16 protein-coding genes are annotated in these 18395 nt (G+C 46.9%); 5 read left to right on the top strand and 11 right to left on the bottom strand.

All coding sequences use genetic code 11. The features are described from left to right. Nucleotides 1-44 precede the first annotated feature (44 nt). The 6 genes from mmsB to IFU39_RS14470 form a co-directional block, all read right to left on the bottom strand. The gene (gene mmsB, locus IFU39_RS14495; protein ID WP_091020326.1) at nucleotides 45-1208 is read right to left on the bottom strand and encodes a multiple monosaccharide ABC transporter permease; all 1164 of its coding nucleotides are present in this window, start codon (nucleotides 1206-1208) and stop codon (nucleotides 45-47) included. Continuing rightward, entirely contained in the window at nucleotides 1177-2742 is a 1566-nt protein-coding gene (gene mmsA, locus IFU39_RS14490; RefSeq protein ID WP_105601745.1) for a multiple monosaccharide ABC transporter ATP-binding protein, read from the bottom strand. Before mmsA ends, mmsB begins: the two co-directional genes overlap by 32 nt. A 21-nt stretch (nucleotides 2743-2763) precedes the next feature. Continuing rightward, nucleotides 2764-3849, bottom strand: coding sequence for a multiple monosaccharide ABC transporter substrate-binding protein (gene chvE / locus IFU39_RS14485; protein ID WP_036674459.1), 1086 nt, complete (start codon nucleotides 3847-3849; stop codon nucleotides 2764-2766). A 320-nt stretch (nucleotides 3850-4169) separates the two neighbouring features. Next, the gene (locus IFU39_RS14480; RefSeq protein ID WP_374954430.1) at nucleotides 4170-5468 is read right to left on the bottom strand and encodes a response regulator; all 1299 of its coding nucleotides are present in this window, start codon (nucleotides 5466-5468) and stop codon (nucleotides 4170-4172) included. Nucleotides 5469-5476: 8 nt separating this feature from the next. Beyond that, nucleotides 5477-7348, bottom strand: a complete 1872-nt coding sequence (locus tag IFU39_RS14475; protein WP_105601846.1) for a cache domain-containing sensor histidine kinase — start codon at nucleotides 7346-7348, stop codon at nucleotides 5477-5479. A 91-nt stretch (nucleotides 7349-7439) separates the two neighbouring features. Further along, on the bottom strand, nucleotides 7440-8447 hold the full coding sequence (locus IFU39_RS14470) for a substrate-binding domain-containing protein (RefSeq protein ID WP_105601748.1): 1008 nt from the start codon (nucleotides 8445-8447) through the stop codon (nucleotides 7440-7442). A 207-nt stretch (nucleotides 8448-8654) separates the two neighbouring features. Here IFU39_RS14470 and IFU39_RS14465 point away from each other — a divergent pair, with 207 nt between their 5' ends. Both IFU39_RS14465 and IFU39_RS14460 read left to right on the top strand, forming a co-directional pair. Further along, a complete protein-coding gene (locus IFU39_RS14465; protein ID WP_091020334.1) occupies nucleotides 8655-9236 on the top strand; it encodes a LysE family translocator in 582 nt (193 codons plus the stop codon). Nucleotides 9237-9255: 19 nt separating this feature from the next. Then, on the top strand, nucleotides 9256-10041 hold the full coding sequence (locus IFU39_RS14460; protein ID WP_105601750.1) for an AraC family transcriptional regulator: 786 nt from the start codon (nucleotides 9256-9258) through the stop codon (nucleotides 10039-10041). Nucleotides 10042-10230: 189 nt separating this feature from the next. Here the strand turns inward: IFU39_RS14460 and IFU39_RS14455 are convergent, their stop codons facing one another. Beyond that, a complete protein-coding gene (locus IFU39_RS14455; RefSeq protein WP_181155585.1) occupies nucleotides 10231-10803 on the bottom strand; it encodes a hypothetical protein in 573 nt (190 codons plus the stop codon). 169 nt (nucleotides 10804-10972) lie between these two features. Between IFU39_RS14455 and IFU39_RS14450 the strand changes: the two genes are divergently transcribed. After that, complete coding sequence (locus IFU39_RS14450) at nucleotides 10973-11641, top strand: phosphatase PAP2 family protein (RefSeq protein WP_223199760.1); 669 nt, start codon at nucleotides 10973-10975, stop codon at nucleotides 11639-11641. Nucleotides 11642-11806: 165 nt separating this feature from the next. On the opposite strand, the gene IFU39_RS14445 is transcribed toward IFU39_RS14450, so the two are convergent. Further along, nucleotides 11807-13240: a glycoside hydrolase family 1 protein gene (locus tag IFU39_RS14445; protein WP_036617092.1), complete on the bottom strand. Its 1434-nt coding sequence runs from the start codon at nucleotides 13238-13240 to the stop codon at nucleotides 11807-11809. Nucleotides 13241-13328: 88 nt separating this feature from the next. On the opposite strand from IFU39_RS14445, the gene IFU39_RS14440 reads away from it, so the two are divergent. After that, nucleotides 13329-14270 carry a helix-turn-helix transcriptional regulator gene (locus IFU39_RS14440; protein ID WP_274599267.1) on the top strand — a complete coding sequence of 314 codons (942 nt, stop codon included), beginning with the start codon at nucleotides 13329-13331 and terminating at the stop codon, nucleotides 14268-14270. 73 nt (nucleotides 14271-14343) lie between these two features. Next, nucleotides 14344-15159 carry a class I SAM-dependent methyltransferase gene (locus IFU39_RS14435; protein WP_192133289.1) on the top strand — a complete coding sequence of 272 codons (816 nt, stop codon included), beginning with the start codon at nucleotides 14344-14346 and terminating at the stop codon, nucleotides 15157-15159. A gap of 99 nt (nucleotides 15160-15258) precedes the next feature. Here IFU39_RS14435 and IFU39_RS14430 read toward each other — a convergent pair whose 3' ends face one another. From IFU39_RS14430 to IFU39_RS14420, 3 genes are all read right to left on the bottom strand, one after another. Beyond that, nucleotides 15259-16053: a hypothetical protein gene (locus tag IFU39_RS14430; protein WP_192133656.1), complete on the bottom strand. Its 795-nt coding sequence runs from the start codon at nucleotides 16051-16053 to the stop codon at nucleotides 15259-15261. A 111-nt stretch (nucleotides 16054-16164) separates the two neighbouring features. Next, nucleotides 16165-16581, bottom strand: a complete 417-nt coding sequence (locus IFU39_RS14425) for a hypothetical protein (RefSeq protein ID WP_192133287.1) — start codon at nucleotides 16579-16581, stop codon at nucleotides 16165-16167. A gap of 458 nt (nucleotides 16582-17039) precedes the next feature. After that, on the bottom strand, nucleotides 17040-18320 hold the full coding sequence (locus tag IFU39_RS14420) for a transcriptional regulator (RefSeq protein WP_100529107.1): 1281 nt from the start codon (nucleotides 18318-18320) through the stop codon (nucleotides 17040-17042). Nucleotides 18321-18395 lie beyond the last annotated feature (75 nt).

Genomic DNA, 18395 nt, shown 5'->3' with positions numbered 1-18395 from the left:
ACCTGATCCTGAGATCAAGGTCTGTTTTTTCATTTTACCAAGTGTTACGCTGATCTTTTATTTTTATTATAGATATCAAATGCTACAGCCAGCAGCAGTACCAATCCCTTAATCCCCTGTTGCCAGTCAATACCGAGACCAATCAGGGACATCCCGTTATTCAACACACCCATAACCAAACCACCGATGATGGCACCAAATACCGTACCTATCCCCCCTGAAGCGGAAGCACCACCGATGAAGCAGGCCGCAATGGCATCCAGCTCAAAGTTGGTACCTGCTCTTGGCGTAGCCGCATTCAGACGTGCGGCGAAGATCAACCCGGATACCGCGGCAAGCGTACCCATGTTCACGAAAACCCAAAAGGTAACCTTTTTTGTTTTGACCCCAGACAGACCTGCGGCCTTCTCATTACCTCCAAGCGCATACACATGCCGTCCCATGACAGTACGATTCATAACGAAGGAGTACACAACGATCAGGACAAACAGCAGGACCAGAATATTCGGAATTCCCGCGTAACTCGCGAGTACAAATGTAAACAGATTGGTCACGGCAGCCACCACAATCAACTTGAGCAGAAATAGTCCCTGTGATACAACCTCGAATCCATATTTTCGCTGGGAACGGCGTTCCCGCAGTTCATTGACAATGTACCAGACGGTGAGCACAAGACCCACAATAATGGATACCAGACCGAAGCCTGAGAAGTGAATATCCGGCAGGAAACCCGAGCTTATTTTCTGGAATCCACCCGGAAAAGGAGAGATCGACTGTCCCTCCAGCACAATCATCGTCAAACCGCGGAACAGAAGCATCCCTGCCAGCGTCACGATAAATGCCGGAATTCGTACATATGCGATCCAGAAGCCTTGCCATGCACCGATCAAAGCGCCCACCAGCAAGGATGCGATGACTGCAAGCCAAGCCGGAAGCTGCCAATCAACCATCATAATTGCGGCAACAGCACCAACAAAGGCTGCAATGGAACCAACAGACAAGTCAATATGTCCGGTAATGATGACCAGCACCATTCCGATCGCCAGCACCAGAATGTAGCTGTTCTGCAAAATCAAATTTGTAATATTAATCGGCTTGAGCAACAGCCCGCCTGTAAGTACCTCGAACAAGAGCATAATCACTACCAAGGCAATAATCATGCCGTATTGACGGATATTATTTTTGAACAGTTTTGTTATCATTTCCATGCTTGCCGCCTCCAGACTTGGTCATATATCTCATCAACGTTTCCTGCGATGCTTGCTCCCGGCTGACTTCACCGGTGATTCGTCCGGCATTCATCACATAGATCCGGTCACACAGGCCAAGAACCTCCGGAAGCTCGGATGAGATTACCAGTACGCCCTTGCCTTCAGCAGCAAGCCGATGAATAATCGTATAGATTTCGAATTTCGCTCCCACATCAATACCGCGGGTAGGTTCATCCAGGATAAGAATATCTGGTCCGGCAAAAATCCATTTGCTGAGCACCACTTTTTGCTGGTTGCCACCACTCAGATTACCGGTCTTCTGCAAAATACTTGGTGCTTTGATATTCATGCTTTTCTTCATCTCTTCCGCGACCAGCACTTCTTCGCGCTCGTTCACTACCGCGTTTCGCGTCAGCTTGCTCAGACCCGTTAAGGAAATATTGCGCTTGATGTCATCCATCAGAATGAGTCCGTATTCCTTGCGGTCTTCTGTCACATAAGCAAACCCATTCTGAATAGCCTCTGTGACGGTATTGTTGTGGATCGGTTTGCCATTCTTAATGAGTTGACCCGAAATATTCCGGCCATAGGATTTGCCAAAGATACTCATGGCAAGTTCGGTACGCCCAGCGCCCATCAGCCCGGCAATACCTACAATCTCACCACGTCTGATATTCATATGGATCTGATCCAGTACTTTCCGCTCGGCATGATGTTCGTGATATACCGTCCAGTCTTTTACCTCAAGGATAACTTCACCAATGGTCGCATGACGCTCCGGATAACGGCTGGTGAGATCACGTCCTACCATTCCGCTAATAATCCGGTCCTCCGTCACTTTTTCCTTCTTCATATCCAACGTCTCAATTGTCTTGCCATCTCGTAAAATGGTCACTGAATCGGATACCTTGGATACCTCATTCAGCTTGTGTGAGATCAGGATACAGGCGATGCCCTGTTTCTTGAATTCCAGCATCAATTGCAGGAGATTTTCACTGTCGTCCTCGTTCAGCGCAGCGGTTGGCTCATCCAAAATAAGCAGCCGAACCTTTTTGGAGAGCGCCTTCGCAATTTCGACCAGTTGCTGTTTGCCTACCCCGATGCTGGATACCAGCGTGTTTGGATTTTCGCTCAGTCCCACCTTCGAGAGCAGTTCTCGTGTACCCACAAATGTTTCTTTCCAGTCCACAATGCCTCTGTGGGCACGTTCATTGCCCAGATATATATTTTCCGCGATTGAAAGGTAGGGAATCAGGGCCAACTCCTGATGGATAATGACAATCCCCAGATCCTCGCTCTGCTTAATATCCTTGAACTCACAATTTTTGCCCTGAAATAAAATGTCGCCTTCATACGTGCCATGTGGATATACACCACTCAGTACCTTCATCAACGTAGATTTACCTGCGCCATTTTCACCACATATGGAATGAATTTCGCCTTCACGGACTTTCAGATTGACATTTTCCAGCGCTTTGACGCCAGGAAAGGTTTTGGTGATGTTTTTCATTTCCAGAATGATTCCGGCCATGGGATGTGCTCCTTTCATTTATTATTTCAGTCCTATTTCTTCCTTCGTGTAATACTGGGTACCAACGATATCTTGCTCCACATTTGTACGGTCCACGGAGATGGGATCCAAGAGATACGCCGGAACAACCTCAATACCGTTGTTATATGATGTTTTATCATTAACTTCAGCCTGTTTTCCTTGCAAAATGCTATTGGCCATCTCTACCGTCTTCTCCGCTAGCTTCCGCGTATCCTTGAACACCGTCTGCGTCTGTTCCCCGGCCACAATCGACTTGATCGAAGCAAGTTCGGCATCCTGTCCTGTAATAACAGGCAGCGGTTTGTTCGAAGTACCGTAACCGATCCCTTTCAAGGATGAGATGATACCAATACTGATTCCATCATAAGGAGATAATACTGCATCCAGATTATCACCCGAGTAATACGCACTCAGCAGGTTATCCATCCTTGACTGGGCCAATGCACCGTCCCAGCGCAAGGTCGCAATCTGGGCCATCGTCATCTGCTTGCTGCGCACGACCAGTTTGCCGGAATCGATGTATGGCTTCAGCACAGACATCGCACCGTCGAAGAAGAAATAGGCGTTATTATCATCCGGAGAGCCACCAAACAGCTCAATGTTATATGGTCCTTTTCCATCCTTGAGCCCAAGCTTTTGTTCGATGTAGGAGGCTTGAAGCACACCTACCTTAAAATTGTCGAACGTGGCATAATAGGTTAAATAGGGCGTATTGCGAATGAGCCGGTCATACGAGATCACCTGGATCCCTTCGTCATGCGCTTTCTTGATTACATCCGTTAATGTATTGCCATCCACGGACGCGATAACCATCACATCCACACCTTTGGTGATCATGTTTTCAATCTGTGAAATCTGATTTTCAACCACATCCTCAGCATACTGAAGATCGGTTTTGTACCCCTGCTCCTGAAACAGACGGACCATGTTCTCCCCGTCTCCCACCCATCGCTCTGATGATTTGGTTGGCATCGATATACCGACATATCCCTTTTCTTTGCTGCCTGGGCCACTCTCTGCCAGATTACAGGCCGAGAGCATCAAGGTCATCACCAGAAGCCAGATGAGCATTGCTCCTTTTTTCATATGAAGTTCCCCTTTCCTCACGTCATACGGTTCTGAATGAGTTCTAAGATAACGCTTACAATGCATATGGTACATTCTGTTGCTTGGTGTTCCTGTCTGAGACCAATGGTAGCATTGGAGAAGCCGTAAGGTCTTTGCACGTTTTGAACCTTTTTTATAAAAATTTAACTTTTGATGGAAACGCTTAAAATACAAGTGTGACCCATGAGATACCATACCAGAGTCAAAAAAAAAAGGACATGCTCCACTTCGCTTCACACGAAGTAGAACACATCCATTTCAATTATCACACGTCTGAATGAACAACTGTAATACGATATTTAATTCGCAGAAGGATGATAAGCCGTTCCCCCGTTCTTTCGATACTGCACTGGCGAAATGCCCATTGTTTTCTTAAATGCAGTGCTGAAATAATGCTGGGTATCATAACCTACACGCTCAGCTATGGTGTGGATCGGCAGTGTTGTTGAATCTAAAAGCTGTATAGCCTTGCGAATGCGAGCATGCGTGACAAGCGTGACAAAGGAATCATTCAACTCTTTCTTCAACACACGGCTAAGATATACGGCAGATACTTGTAGACGGGAAGCGAGCGATTCCAGGGTCAGTTCCCGCTCGGCATATTCTTCGTGAATAAGTTGTCTTGCCCGGCGAACCAGAGGCGACAACTGCACTTCTCCGTATACCCGTTCACGGCAATGACGGTAAGAATCCGGCGTTTCTTCCAGTGTCCCTGCATGTGTCGCCACATGAGCATGAATGGCAATATTCAGGCAAGAACTAATCTGTTGTTCCAGAAGGGACTCTATTTCTTCAGGGGCTTCCTGCCACAGACACATGCCGATCAACCCGCTTACGTCCCGAAACAGGACATGTGGCACGTCCCCCAGCAGTTCACTGATTATATTTTCCACTGCATACAGAAACAACTGACGATCATTCTCTCTCAGTATCGTCTGACGAGCTTCAGCGGCAGGCCAGCGTACGACCCCGACCTGCACAGGTGGGACGGCGGGTAACCGCAAAAACACAAGCTGCTCGGTCAGATCCCTCCCTTCAGCCTGCCCCTCCAGCCACTCCAGCATAAATCGCTGGCGAAGCAACGGGATATTACGTTCAATCTGATGGGCTGCCTGTTGTACATATGCCGTCCTCTGGTGCTCTTCAGTAAGTCGCTGATGTAATCGCTCAAGCGCAGCATGTAATTGTTCTGCTTGCACAGGTTTTAAGATGTAATCCTCTACGCCAAGACGAACCGCCTCCTGCGCATATGCAAATTCATCATGTCCCGAGATGATCAGGTAACGACAGCCCGGGCACTTCTGCTGAAGGGCACGGATTAGTTCGATTCCGTTCAGGAATGGCATATTCATATCAACGAGAACAATATCCACACCCAAATCAGCCGCCCGTTCCAGCGCTTCCTCGCCATCTTCCGCTTCACCAACAACCTCCATCCCGAGAGTTGTCCAGTCAATGGCATCCCGAATCCCCTCACGAATGATCGGTTCATCATCAGCGATGAGCACGCGGTATTTCTTCGCCACATGGCTATCCGGCGTAATCTCCATTACTGTAGTCAATCCGGATGTCTCATCTGTTTCAGTGGAAGTTGTCACGGTCGACTTCATGAATTTTCCCATTCACTCTCCTGCCTCTCTTCGTTACTGATTTGCTTGGTTGTCGGGAGCTCTCGCATCAACGGATGAATAATGGTCACATTAGTTCCTTCCCCTTCCTGGCTCTCCAGCACAATACCGTACTCATCGCCAAAGGACAGCCGGAGACGGGCCTGCACATTCAACATTCCATAACTTTTGCCTGTCATCCCAGGCGTAGACGCTTCCAAACTTGCCAAAGGAGCTTCGAGCAGCTGCTGCATCTCGGCAAGCCGTTCGTTGGACATGCCTGCTCCATTATCCTGAACGGTCAGCAGCAGTCTGTTATGTTCCAATCTGGCCTCCACCCGAATGTGTCCTGGCCCACGCCTGCCCTTGATTCCATGATAGATTGCATTCTCTATCAGGGGCTGAAGCAGCAGCTTTAACACAAAAAGATCCCGCAGTTCCTCTGGAACATTCAATGTATACTGAAGACGATCGCGGTATCGTGTCTGCTGAATTTGCATATAGCTGGTCATATGCTCAATCTCGGAATGCAGCGGAATGTAATCCTGTCCTTTACTAAGCCCTATACGAAATAATCGAGATAACGCACCAACCATGCCGGATACATCTTCTGCACCCTCTTTGCGTGCCATCCAATGAATTGTATCCAAGGTATTGTACAAAAAGTGTGGTTTGATATGCTCCTGCAAACTTCGCATTTCAGCGTCGCGTTTCTGCCGCTCCCGCAATTCATTTAGTGATATCAGTTGTCGAATCTGTACCAGCATTCGGTTATAACTGTTGCCAAGCATGCCAATCTCGTCAGCCCGGTCGCTCCAGCGACCTGGTCTGAGATTGCCGGTCTCCGCCCTGCGCATATAGGACATGAGCCGGAAAATGGGCTGAGCAATGGAACGGGAGAACCATGAAGAGGCGCTCAGGCCAAACAAACACACCACAAATACAAAGCTAACCACGTAAAACTGGATTTGGCGTACTTCGGATATGGAGTCTCTTGTGGGAAATACTCCTACCGTTCTCCAACCCGTAAAGGTAGACGACTGATACATGAATAATAACGTTCCACCTTCTGTTTCGGCGGTAAATGTTCCACTCTCACCGGAGGGGAACCAGTCTGTGGGAATGTCTTCTATTAGGGGGTGCTCCGGCTTGTATACACTTTGACCTTCTGCATCCGTCACCATCACATAACCGGATTTCCCCAAGGTTACATTACGGGCAGCCTGAGAGACGGACCTTAGTTTTAGATCAATCATAATAACGCCTCGCACACGCCCTGACGCTTCATCCGTGATGGAACGCGCAACCGATACAATCTCATCATCCTTGTACCGTACATGTGTCGTGAGATTACGCTCTTTTGGCTGGCCCAATACCATGAATATGCCCGGATTGGCTGCGGCTTCTTGGTACCAATTTTCCTGGATCAGGCTCTGCTCTGCTCGGGGATACATCTCGTTGCTAATATAGTCACCACTTGCATTGACGAGAACAATCCCGGCGATTTCAGGATACAATGTTGTGAATCCCTGCAAGGTTTGTTTGATGCCATATAACCGATTTTGCTCCGTTTCGGCAATTGTGCCCATGTTTATCGGTTCACCGTCTGCATCATCATCATTCAACGGCATTTTGTCGTTCATAAAAGCATCAATATCCGGCTCAAATGCAATCAGATAGGTCATATTCTGCAAATTCTCCATTTTGCTGTTCAGAGCTTCATTCACTTTGCCAATCAGCTGCATGGTATGCCCTTCAACCTGTCGTTCAACTACCCGCTCCACCGTCCAGTTCACAAGCAACCCAAGCCCTACGGAAGGTACAATGGCAAATAGCAGAAAAAGCAGCATCAGCTGGTATCGAAGAGGCATATTACGCAAGCGTAAACGCCGAATCCCATTCTTAAAAGTTGAGAGAATTGCTCTCCTGCTCCAAGGCCTTGGACTCTTGAAATCCTCCTTGTTATTTGGCATAGTAATCATCCACATCCGAGCGTGTCACCACAGAGATCCCTGTGTCCACCATCACGGGAAGCGGTGCATTTTCACCGGATGAGGATGGGGCAGGAACCGTTAACTGGTGATGCAGATGGAACAAATATTGGAGTGACCAATATCCCATATTCCAGGTTCCCTGTGCAATTGTAGCTGAGATCGTACCGTTCTTGATCATATCCAATGTGGCCTTATTTGTATCAAACGAAATAATCTGCAATGGATGTCTGTCCCCGGTAGTTTGAACGGCTTCCCCCGCCCCTGCTCCTCCGGTGGCTTCAGTCACAAAAATACCCGCCAGCTCGGGATGTTCCTTCATCATTCTCTGTGTTTCGTCTCTGGATACCATCGCATCACCGTGTCCGTCTGCAACTTCAACGATCTGCATGGAAGGGTATCTCTTCTTGATCGTATCGCGGAAGCCCTTCGTCCGCTCTTCATGATTTTGTTGCCCAGGCAAGGTTAATACCGCGACCTCTCCCTCACGCCCCAGCAGTTCAGCCATTTTATCGGCAGCCATTACACCTGACTTGTAATTATCTGTCCCTAGAAAAGAATAGGCCTCGCTATCAGGTGCATCCGCGTCGAATAAGACAACAGGGATATCTGCGTCGACTGCCTTGTTGATCGCTGGTACTAGCGATTGAGGATCGATTGCAGATATGGCAATGCCTGCGGGTTTACGAGCGATAGCCTGCTCGATTACCATGGTCTGCTCCTTCGCATTATACCGGGTAGCCCCGCGATATTCTACGGTCACGCCAAGTGCATCCCCGGCATCCTCGAATCCTTTGAGCGGGCTCTTCCAATACTCCAGCCCGGACTGGAATGTAATCATGATATACGTCTCACCGATATCACCGCGCAGCCCACGGTCCTCCCATGAACTGTTTACCTGACTGGTGTATTCGAATCTCAACACATACAACGCAAATGCTGAGATTAGCAAAATGTAAACAAGCAGCATTTTTTTCATTCCGTTCACTTCCTCAAGTTGTCTGATCACCTTGTACTTCGTTTAAATTGTAAACGCAATCATTCAAAAAGAAAACTCCCCCTTATCTTTTTAAAAGGAAGCTCCTGTTGCTAACGGTGTACCTGCTGCAATAATGTACTATATGGTTTCTCCCTCTGGACGTATGATCATGGAACTAGACTACAACCAGAGGAGAGCATCATCATTATGAATCTTGCATCTTTTTTAATCTACTGCATCGTTGTTACATTCACCCCTGGCCCCAGCAATATCGTAATTCTTTCTTCTACACAGATCGTTGGCGCACGAAAAACAATGCGCTATGTCTGGGGAGCTACGTTGGCATTTGGTCTGCTGCTTACCGCTTCAGCTTTTCTTAATCAGCTTCTTGCGGGAGTGTTACCTGGAATTCTGAAGGTGATGCAGATTGTCGGCGGCCTTTACATGGTGTATCTGGCGTACCAGATCTACAAAATGGGTACCACCGAGGATGCACCGAAACAAGTTACCGGATTCTGGAACGGTTTTATCATGCAATTTGTGAATCCAAAGGTCGTCTTGTTTACTTTCACTGTCATTCCAAGTTATGTATTGCCCTTTTATCAAAGTTCATTTTCTTCGTTCCTGTTCGTGCTGCTGATTACATTCATTGGATTTCTGGCCTATTCCAGTTGGGTTGTTTTTGGCACGGTTTTCAGAACGTTGCTGAATCGCCACCAAAAATTACTGAGTATTCTCATGGCACTTTTTTTGTTATACTCAGCCATTATAGTATCCGGATTAATCTAAAGCTTGGGAGGTGTGCTGCATGGAACGGTTTAACTATAAAAAGTCGCAAGACGTGCTGGCACTATCCGCCAGCTTTACTGATTTTGCATACAAAAAACATTGCCATGAAGAGTATGCGGTCGGCGTAACCCTGCGTGGCATTCAACAATACAACCTGGACGGACAATATCAGGCGTCTCACCAAAATGGTGTCATGTTATTCAACCGCGAACAGTCTCATGATGGAAGCTCCTATGATAAGGCTGGCATTGACTATGTGATGCTGTATTTGAAGCCGGATTTGGTAGAGGAGATTATAGGTAAAAAGGAATTGCGTTTTGGAAGTCCCATCGTCTATGACCCCGAGCTTGCACGTAACATTCTGATGCTGAACGATGCCGTTCAACTCAGACAGGACGAAGCCGAGTGCAGCGAACGGGTCTTCAATCTGGTTCACCTGCTGGCTCAGAAGGAAATGGACACCAAGCTCTGGTTGCCTCAGGACAACCTGGTCCGCAAAGCCAAGGAAATCATGTTTTGCAGCACCGAAGATGTGCTCAAGCTGGACAACCTGAGTTCCGAATTTGGCATGTCCAAGTTTCAATTTATCCGTGAATTCAAGGCACATGCAGGCATATCCCCCTACCAGTTTTTCTTAAACTGCAAAGTAGAGCGTGCCCGTCAGTCCATTGAAAAGCAGAAGGACGTATATACTGCTGTTGCCGATTGCGGATTTGTTGATCTGACCCATCTGAACCGGCATTTCAAACGGGTATTTGGTGTCACAGCCTATGAATACATGTTGCAGCTGAACTTTAAAAATTGAACTAAAGAATATTTACACTGGCCACTCAGATGACAGAATAACCTTCTGATCGCTGTTATCCCCAGATTTTTTTGATCCCTTTTTATAAAGGGAAGATTCGGGGATAGCGTATGCTTTCGATGCAGCTTTCTTTCAAAAGGCTTTTAGGCGAACGCTTCGCTTCTTCAGATTCTGTCTGTCCTTGGGCAATCACACTCTTTTCTTTCTTCTCCAGACCCACACAACTGCCAACACTGCTAATAAAATGACTGTACCGTATAAGATAAGATAGAAAGGCCCACTTCGCCCATCATTAGTTTCTCCAAAGTCTTCTTCACTCACAACCTTGCCTGCGCCCAGCAATTTCAGATCATCTCCGGCTTGTTCAATTGGAACATTGCGACTGCACAGATTCGTATGTAGCTTATGATCCAATTCATATCGATAAGCATAGATCAGGTAGGACTGATTCTTTTCAAATTGAATGCCACAGGATTCAGATCCTCCGTCACTCGCAAGGATTTTCATCTTTTTGGCATCAACTCCCTTCCATGCCGTATCTACATCAAAGGTATACTCTCTTAATAAGCCATCATGCTTCGACTGTTGAGAACGTCCCTTCTTCACCACTTCTCCTGTAAATACAGTTGTGTTTGTCTTCAATCTCTCTTGAACATCATTCTCGACACAACTGCAAGCATACACTTTCTCTCCGGGAAATAGAGCTAACCCAGATGTAACCAACAGTAAGATCAACATGCACATCACCAAACGTCGTTTCATTCCGACCGCTCCCCTCCTACATTCTCTGCTTGAATAAGCGTTGTTAAGGTTACATATTTTTATTGCTGCTATATTTATTGTAAAATTATAGCACAATACAAATATCGTTATGTCCGACATACGCAAGGACACAACATACGAAATCAACCATCACGGAGGAACTCGACATTTGATACACAACTGGAAAAAGAACATCTCATTCCCGCTGCTCTTTGCAGCGTTATGCATGATCGCTTTTATAAGCATCGCCCTATCCATCAGCGACAACCAGATTCATCGATTTGATGATACGCTGATCGGCTGGATTCAGGGGTTGGAATCCCCCAGCATGACGCAATTCATGCAGTTTTTCACCTGGATCGGCAGTGAAATGCCTGTAGTTTTCATTACAATCATTTCCATGATTGTGTTATACGTTTGGCTGCGACACAAACGCGAACTACTCTTCCTCGCTTGTGTGCTCGCCGGTTCAACCCTGTTAAATGCATTGCTCAAGCTGGTATTCCAGCGTGCCAGACCTACCATTAACCGGATTATCGAAGTGAGCGGCTATAGCTTTCCCAGTGGGCATTCTATGGCCGCATTTAGCCTGTACGGTGGACTGGCCTTTCTAATCTGGAAACATGTACCCACCGTCACCGGACGTGTTCTGATGATTGTTGCCAGCGCCGTATTTATACTGACCATTGGTATAAGTCGTATCTACTTGGGGGTGCATTATCCAAGTGATATCGTAGGCGGATACTTCTTGAGTGGTTGCTGGCTCTCCACATGCATATGGTTTTATCGGCGGCATTTGGAGCGTATGTCCCAACTGCAAAGCAGAAGGCTGGCCTAAGCGGCCCGCTATTGATCTACACAAAGAAATACCCGGCTTTCCTTAACTAAAGGATAGCCGGGTATTTTTAATATTCATATTTACTAGTCCTAAATTCGTTCAGGACCACATGTACCGCTTGTCCCAATTAAGGGAACAGGCTGATCTGTTTTTTTTCACACCAATTTATAACTCTTCACCATTCGATTCAATAACTTTTTTGTACCAGTGGAAACTCTTCTTCGGTGTTCTGCTCAAATCTCCGTTACCGTCGTTGTCCTTGTTGACATGAATGAAGCCATAACGCTTCTTCATCTCTCCAGTGGATGCACTAACCAGGTCGATACATCCCCACATTGTGTAGGCAATGAGGTCTACGCCATCCGCTACGGCTTCTTTCATTTGTTCAATGTGGCCCTTCAGATAATCAATGCGATAATCATCTTGAATGGAGCCATCTTCCTCTACCACATCAACAGCGCCAAGCCCGTTCTCAACCACCATCAATGGAATCTGGTACCGATCATACAGATGATTCAACGTGTAACGCAGTCCTTTTGGATCGATCTGCCATCCCCAGTCGGAAGCTTCGAGATATGGATTTTTGATACCACCAAGCAGATTACCTTCTGCTCTCTCCAGGGACTCGTCCGCACTTTCAACCAAAGACATATAATAACTGAAGGAATAGAAGTCTACGCAGCCTTCACGCAGGGTCTGTTCGTCTCCCGGTTGCATCTCGATCTGGATGCCCTCTTCGGCGAAGAAACGTTTGGCGAATCCAGGATATGCTCCACGAACCTGTACATCACCGCAGATCATATTGGAGATTTGGTCTTTCTTCTGTGCAAGCAGCATGTCGTCCGGGTTACATGTGTTTGGATAGGTTGTCATGAAAGCGACCATACAGCCGATCTGGAAATCAGGGTTAATCTCATGTCCCAGCTTCACCGCTTTGGCACTCGCAACGAATTGGTGATGTAATGCCTGGAAACGAGTCTGTGGATCATCCACTCCGTCGACCAGTGTCTCTTTGCCTTCAAACAGAATACCTGCAGCCATATATGCACCCATCGGCATCGTCAGACAGTTGATTTCGTTAAACGTCAGCCAGTATTTGACCTGATCCTTGTAACGGTTGAACAGGGTTGTACAATAACGGATATAACAATCGATAACTTCACGGGAAGCCCAGCCATTATACTTCTGTGTCAGACCAAATGGCGTTTCATAATGGGAGATCGTTACGAGCGGCTCAATATTGTATTTTTTCAACTCGGCAAAAACATTATCGTAGAACTGCAATCCCTCTTCGTTTGGCTCCAGATCATAACCGTTTGGATAGATCCGGGACCAGTTGATGGACATGCGGAACATTTTGAAACCCATCTCTGCCATCATGGCAATATCTTCTTTGTAATGTCCGTAAAAATCAACCGCTTCATGGCTCGGATAATACGTGCCCTCTTCCAATACAGGCGTAATCCGGCGTGGAATCGTGTGGGTTCCCCCTGTCATCATGTCAGACGTGCTTGGCCCCTTGCCACCCTGGTTCCATCCACCCTCGAATTGATTGGCAGCCGTTGCGCCACCCCAGTAAAATCCTTCTTTCATTGTCATGACCAGTTCCTCCTTCATATCTCAACAAGACTATGTAACCAGTGTACCATCCATACCCTGACACCTATTGTCATGGTATAATCAGAGCATGGAAAATAACCGACTATTTCGAATGTTGCTTTTGTTATTGGAGAAAAAGAAAGCCACTGCACCAGAGCTCGCCCGTATGTTCGAGATTTCTGTACGCACAGTGTATCGCGATATCGACCGTCTGAGCGCTGCGGGCATTCCCGTCTATACAACGACCGGCAAGCATGGCGGTATTCATCTTATGGACAACTATGTCATGGACAAGTCCCTGTTGTCTGAAGAAGACCAGAATGAAATTTTGATGGGACTATACAGCATCAGTGCGATCCCCCATCTTAACAGTGCCCATACGCTACAACGGCTAACCGCCCTTTTTGATCACAAGCTGGATTGGATCGAATTCAATTTCTCACCATGGGGCAGCATCCCTCTGCAGGAGAGAGAACTGTTCAATCAGGTGAAGCAGGCTATATTAACGAATCAACTGATTACGTTTCATTATGTTAATTCGGATGGCGAGAAAAGCATGCCGACTGTGGAGCCACAGAAGCTTATTTTCAAAAACAGTACGTGGTACTTCAAAGGATATATCCATGATGACCCTGATCGGAAAGAATTCGAGACATTTAAGATGAAACGGATCACCCAGTTGACTTTTCTGGCGAGAAAACACGATCACTCTGTTACTGCCGGATCAAACGATCCTGAATCAGAGGCAGCTCCTGTCCTGATTCCTCTTACACTCTCGTTCTCCAGCAATATTGCATACCGAGTGTATGATTTTTTCGAACCCTCCCTCATTAAAAAAGAGCCTGATGGCAGGCTCCGTGTGTCTCTCGAACTGAATGTAGGGGAATGGCTCTACTCCTTCCTGCTGTCGTTTGGTTCCGAGCTGACCGTAATCGAGCCTGTTCATGTTGGACAGGAATTGCTCAGACGTCATATCAAAGCCGTTGAACATTTGCAGAACGTCATGAACAAACTTCCCAACAATGAATGATATAATATAGGCCTATACAACTTTTGATCACAGCTGACTCTCCGTCATCCATCTGCCCGAAGGAGGTTTATCCATGCAAGACATTAGACGCAACAATGTGGAACGTTTCAAAGGTTTTGGTACGTTATACGATCAGAACCGACCAGCTGCTCCCACTGAAGTGGTGGATATTCTAACGACATATCTTGGCAGCACACCGCGTATGGTCGCAGATATTGGTTGTGGCACCGGCTTATCCTCCTGGATCTGGCTTAATGAAGCTGAACGAATCATCGGCTTTGAACCTAGCGATGACATGAGGTCTGTAGCAGAATCCAAGTGGGAATCTGCCGGGAAGCCGGATAACCTGCGGTTTGTGTCCGGCTTGTCTCACGACCTCGGACTACCAGATGGCAGTGTGGATGTGCTGACCTGCTCGCAATCGTTTCACTGGATGGAGCCGCAACCCACACTACGCGAGTTTGCACGTGTACTTCGTACAGGGGGCATATTTGCAGCCTACGATTGCGACTGGCCGCCAATGTTAGACTGGCAGTTAGAACAAGCCTATCTGCAGCTGAATAAGGAAGCAGATCAACGAGCAGCCAGTCTGGCTCCCCAGAATAGTCAGGCACACAAATGGAGCAAGGATGGGCATTTGCAGCAGATTCAGCAGTCTGGGCTGTTCCGATATGTTCGGGAAATCGTATTTCATCACCACGAGACATTCACAGCCGATCGATATGTCAATCTCGCCCTGAGCCAAGGCGGCCTGCAAACGGCGTTGAAACTCGGAGCGGATGATCTATTAACAGCTGCTGAGGAGTTTAGAGCGCTGGCTAATCGTATATTTGACGGAGAATCCAGAAAAGTTCTCTTTTCTTATCGCATGCGCCTTGGTATTGTTTGAAAACCGTCCGTTGCTTGTATCTCTCATACATACCAAAATGAAAAAGGAGGTCCTACACGTCATAAACATGATCTGCAGGACCTCCTTTTGTCTACATCCTCAGGAGGAGAATAAGTCACTTAATTGTCGCTCCTGTACATTCAATGCCAACACCAATTTTGTTGGGTCTTGTCTTGAATAAATGACGTTAATGATATGACCTTGCTGCACCTGCGGCAGCGCAGATGACAAAATTTCTTTTTGCGTTGTCACATTGAAGGTTTCACCGTCCGTTTTCGTTATGCTGAGTTTGAGCTGAATTTTGATCTTATTACTGCCTCCACTCCCAAGTGGAGTGACGTCAAGGATCTTGGCCATCGCTTTTTCCCCTGTTCTTGCAATATCCATCATTTCAGGTGATACCCCTTGCTGTACCATCTTTTCATCCAGCAATTGCTGCATATCCTCCTGTGATAATTGCCCCTTCAGATCAAGCCCTACCTTTCGCTCATCCTTTACGGAGACCACTAACGGAATGAAATTGCCCGGATGAAACTGTGCCATGGAGGTCAGCGGAATGACGGCTTTCATCTCGGTATCGTATTTCTCGCGCCCCTTACGCGACACCGTCAGACCCAATCGAACCTCCGGCTGTTCATTAATATACGTCCCCGTCTGTTGTATAGTCTTAATGACCCCAACTGCTGGGAACCCTGTCTTCACTCGACCTACACCAAAAATATTGCTCAAAATCGCTGGAACAAAGATCAGTGCAAACCCGGCAAAGATCGCCGGAGTGTACCACCATGCCTGCATAATCATAAACGGATCATTCCACAGCTGCTGTGCCAGAAATGGGGAGAACCCCACCCCGAATACAGTTAATACGCCAATGAATCTCAGGAAACCTACCATATGATCCACCCTTTCTTAATCCTTCTCTTAATATCTCTATCAATATATCTATTTATCGTTGTTATAAGCATTATACAAATAGATTATGACTCTCTTATAACCAAATACCTTCTAGATGGACATTAGCCCCATGTAGATCAGCTCGGAGGGATTCGCTGGATTCTGGCCCAGTCCCACTCGATCGCCAACTCGTGGAATCTGCATTTTGGACACCAGTGTCTCCAATGTTCGCTGATACTGGTTACCGTTTGTCTCTGTCACATCCAATACAAGCACAACAATCGGATCAAAGTTGATCAGTTTGCCTGTATCGGTGATTGTCACCACCGTAGCCGTAGCTGTTAAAGGCAGAGAACCACTTGCCGCCAACTGTGCCTGCTTTGCCGAATCCAGACTTTGGTTGATAGCATCCCGATGTTCCTTTGATACAAAACCTTTCATCATCATGCCAGTGAGTCCTTTATTCATCATTTTATCCGCTTTAGCAATCGCATCTTCCTGTTTGTTCTTTTTACCGAACCATCCCATACCAAGCACCTCATTTGTTTTATTTGTTTTTAGAAGTTGTTCAAAAAGTCCACTTTTGATTACGAATCATGCCTAGTGGCATCATCAGCATCGAAGATGAAATTCAGCCGAAATGTCCGTTGCTCACGTAGGTCTCCTACGCTCCGCTACTCCATTTCTAGCTTCATTCCATCTTCTCGGTACTGAAAACCAGACTTTTTGAACACGTATTTATAGTTAAATTATAAACACCGCGGCTTGTCCTTGAATACCCTTCTGGCGGCATACAAAAAAAACGAAAAATCCAGCAATTGAATTACGGGATAATCGTTTCTTGGGTAAGGAATGATGCTAATTTCGCAAAAAAAGATCTGCTAATCCAATCTTCATTTCACGATTGGCGGCCATATTTTGTGCCAAGTGCTCCTGCAATGCACAAAATCATGACATAATCAGGCTATTGCAAGCCGATTCTCACTCTATTTTTTGCGTAACAAATATACCAGCTTCCGATAATACATCGCTGCTTCTTTGTATTTCCGCTGATCCTCGGATACTACAGCCATCCCCTCATATAACGGTTCAAGCCGCATGACATGCTGCGCTGATTCAAAATAAGGCAGACACGCAAGTGCCCGCTCCATGAAAACTTCGCGATCTCCATGCGCAAGAGCCAGATGGCTCTGGTAGAAGGTTGCGCTCATCTGCTGGTCCTGTGTTGTTGCACATTTCAAAAGTTGATCTACACTCTGCGCGAGCACGCCCCAGTTCTTCCGTGCCAGAGCCACTTCGCATCGATACACACTGACGAGCGGCTGCATGGCCTGCTGTGTTTCTTCCGTTTCCTGCTGCAATAGCGATTCAAATCGTTCAATCTCTGTCTGTGCCTGATCCAGTTCACCTGTCATTGTTAACATGACAATCCGATTGTTGGCAATCGCCGTTACCAGATCTCCCTGGTTGCCAGCATACACGAGGTTTGCCTCCGCCATGGTTAATGCCGAGAGTGCCTCCTGAACCAGCCCCATCGCGAAGCAATAGCCACTATATGCCACATATAACCCGGACAACCGATGGAACATCCGCTGATCATAGACATGACGCATTGTAAGCTCGAATACCTGTTTTGCCTCTTCATACTGTTTGACCTGGATGTAGGCTTCCATCTTGATATTTTGCACAGACAACCAGAATTCACTGCCAGGAAGCGCTAGCTCACTGAGCCTGGTTGCATGAGTTAATACATCCACAAAAGCCATTTTGGAGCGATAATATTGTATTTTATAGAATAAAAGTGCCTTGACTAACGGACGCGGCAGATCAATATCGTCTGGACGACCGTATTTCTCCAGGTAAAAATTGAGGTAGGACGTATGTATATACTCATGAGCCGTTGCATCGTTTAATTGCTGATAATAGACCGCCTTCATTAAGGCCGTTGTCAACTCTACGGTCAGCGCGTCATCCCGATCTGCCAGTGCATGCACCGTATCTTCGGATATCGCCGACGCTGGAACAGACATTTGTTCGAAGATGGCCTCTGCCCGTTCAATTGTTTCCTCGTCCTGTGCCGCAGCTTTTAGAATATAGGAAGGGGATACCCCAAGACGCCCGGCGATGGCTTCTGCCAAGTCCTCAGGTAGCGGATAACGATCCGCCAGGATATTGGCAAAGTGGGCCTGCGTGACCAGACCTTCCACAAGGTCTTTACGGGAGATTTGTTTTCTTTTGCTTAGCAGTTCAATGCGTTCCTTCAGCATGGTATCCCTGTCCTTTCTATCCTAACAAGCGAGTACATTCTATTCACATCATCGCAAAATTAGAGATATAACGCC

Origin of the sequence: Paenibacillus sp. CFBP 13594 (assembly GCF_014842675.1) — a bacterium.
Classification (GTDB): domain Bacteria; phylum Bacillota; class Bacilli; order Paenibacillales; family Paenibacillaceae; genus Paenibacillus; species Paenibacillus amylolyticus_B.
The sequence above is the reverse complement of the archived record's forward strand: the minus strand, read 5'-3'. Positions and strand labels throughout refer to the sequence as shown.

Excerpts from the sequence above, each read along its gene's own strand:
- IFU39_RS14425 (WP_192133287.1), bottom strand. The coding sequence starts at position 16,581 with ATGGGATGGTTCGGTAAAAAGAACAAACAGGAAGATGCGATTGCTAAA.
- IFU39_RS14465 (WP_091020334.1), top strand. The coding sequence starts at position 8,655 with ATGAATCTTGCATCTTTTTTAATCTACTGCATCGTTGTTACATTCACC.
- IFU39_RS14470 (WP_105601748.1), bottom strand. The coding sequence starts at position 8,447 with ATGAAAAAAATGCTGCTTGTTTACATTTTGCTAATCTCAGCATTTGCG.
- IFU39_RS14445 (WP_036617092.1), bottom strand. The coding sequence starts at position 13,240 with ATGACAATGAAAGAAGGATTTTACTGGGGTGGCGCAACGGCTGCCAAT.
- mmsA (WP_105601745.1), bottom strand. The coding sequence starts at position 2,742 with ATGGCCGGAATCATTCTGGAAATGAAAAACATCACCAAAACCTTTCCT.
- IFU39_RS14420 (WP_100529107.1), bottom strand. The coding sequence starts at position 18,320 with ATGCTGAAGGAACGCATTGAACTGCTAAGCAAAAGAAAACAAATCTCC.
- chvE (WP_036674459.1), bottom strand. The coding sequence starts at position 3,849 with ATGAAAAAAGGAGCAATGCTCATCTGGCTTCTGGTGATGACCTTGATG.
- IFU39_RS14440 (WP_274599267.1), top strand. The coding sequence starts at position 13,329 with ATGGAAAATAACCGACTATTTCGAATGTTGCTTTTGTTATTGGAGAAA.
- IFU39_RS14460 (WP_105601750.1), top strand. The coding sequence starts at position 9,256 with ATGGAACGGTTTAACTATAAAAAGTCGCAAGACGTGCTGGCACTATCC.
- mmsB (WP_091020326.1), bottom strand. The coding sequence starts at position 1,208 with ATGGAAATGATAACAAAACTGTTCAAAAATAATATCCGTCAATACGGC.
- IFU39_RS14435 (WP_192133289.1), top strand. The coding sequence starts at position 14,344 with ATGCAAGACATTAGACGCAACAATGTGGAACGTTTCAAAGGTTTTGGT.
- IFU39_RS14455 (WP_181155585.1), bottom strand. The coding sequence starts at position 10,803 with ATGAAACGACGTTTGGTGATGTGCATGTTGATCTTACTGTTGGTTACA.
- IFU39_RS14475 (WP_105601846.1), bottom strand. The coding sequence starts at position 7,348 with ATGCCTCTTCGATACCAGCTGATGCTGCTTTTTCTGCTATTTGCCATT.
- IFU39_RS14430 (WP_192133656.1), bottom strand. The coding sequence starts at position 16,053 with ATGGTAGGTTTCCTGAGATTCATTGGCGTATTAACTGTATTCGGGGTG.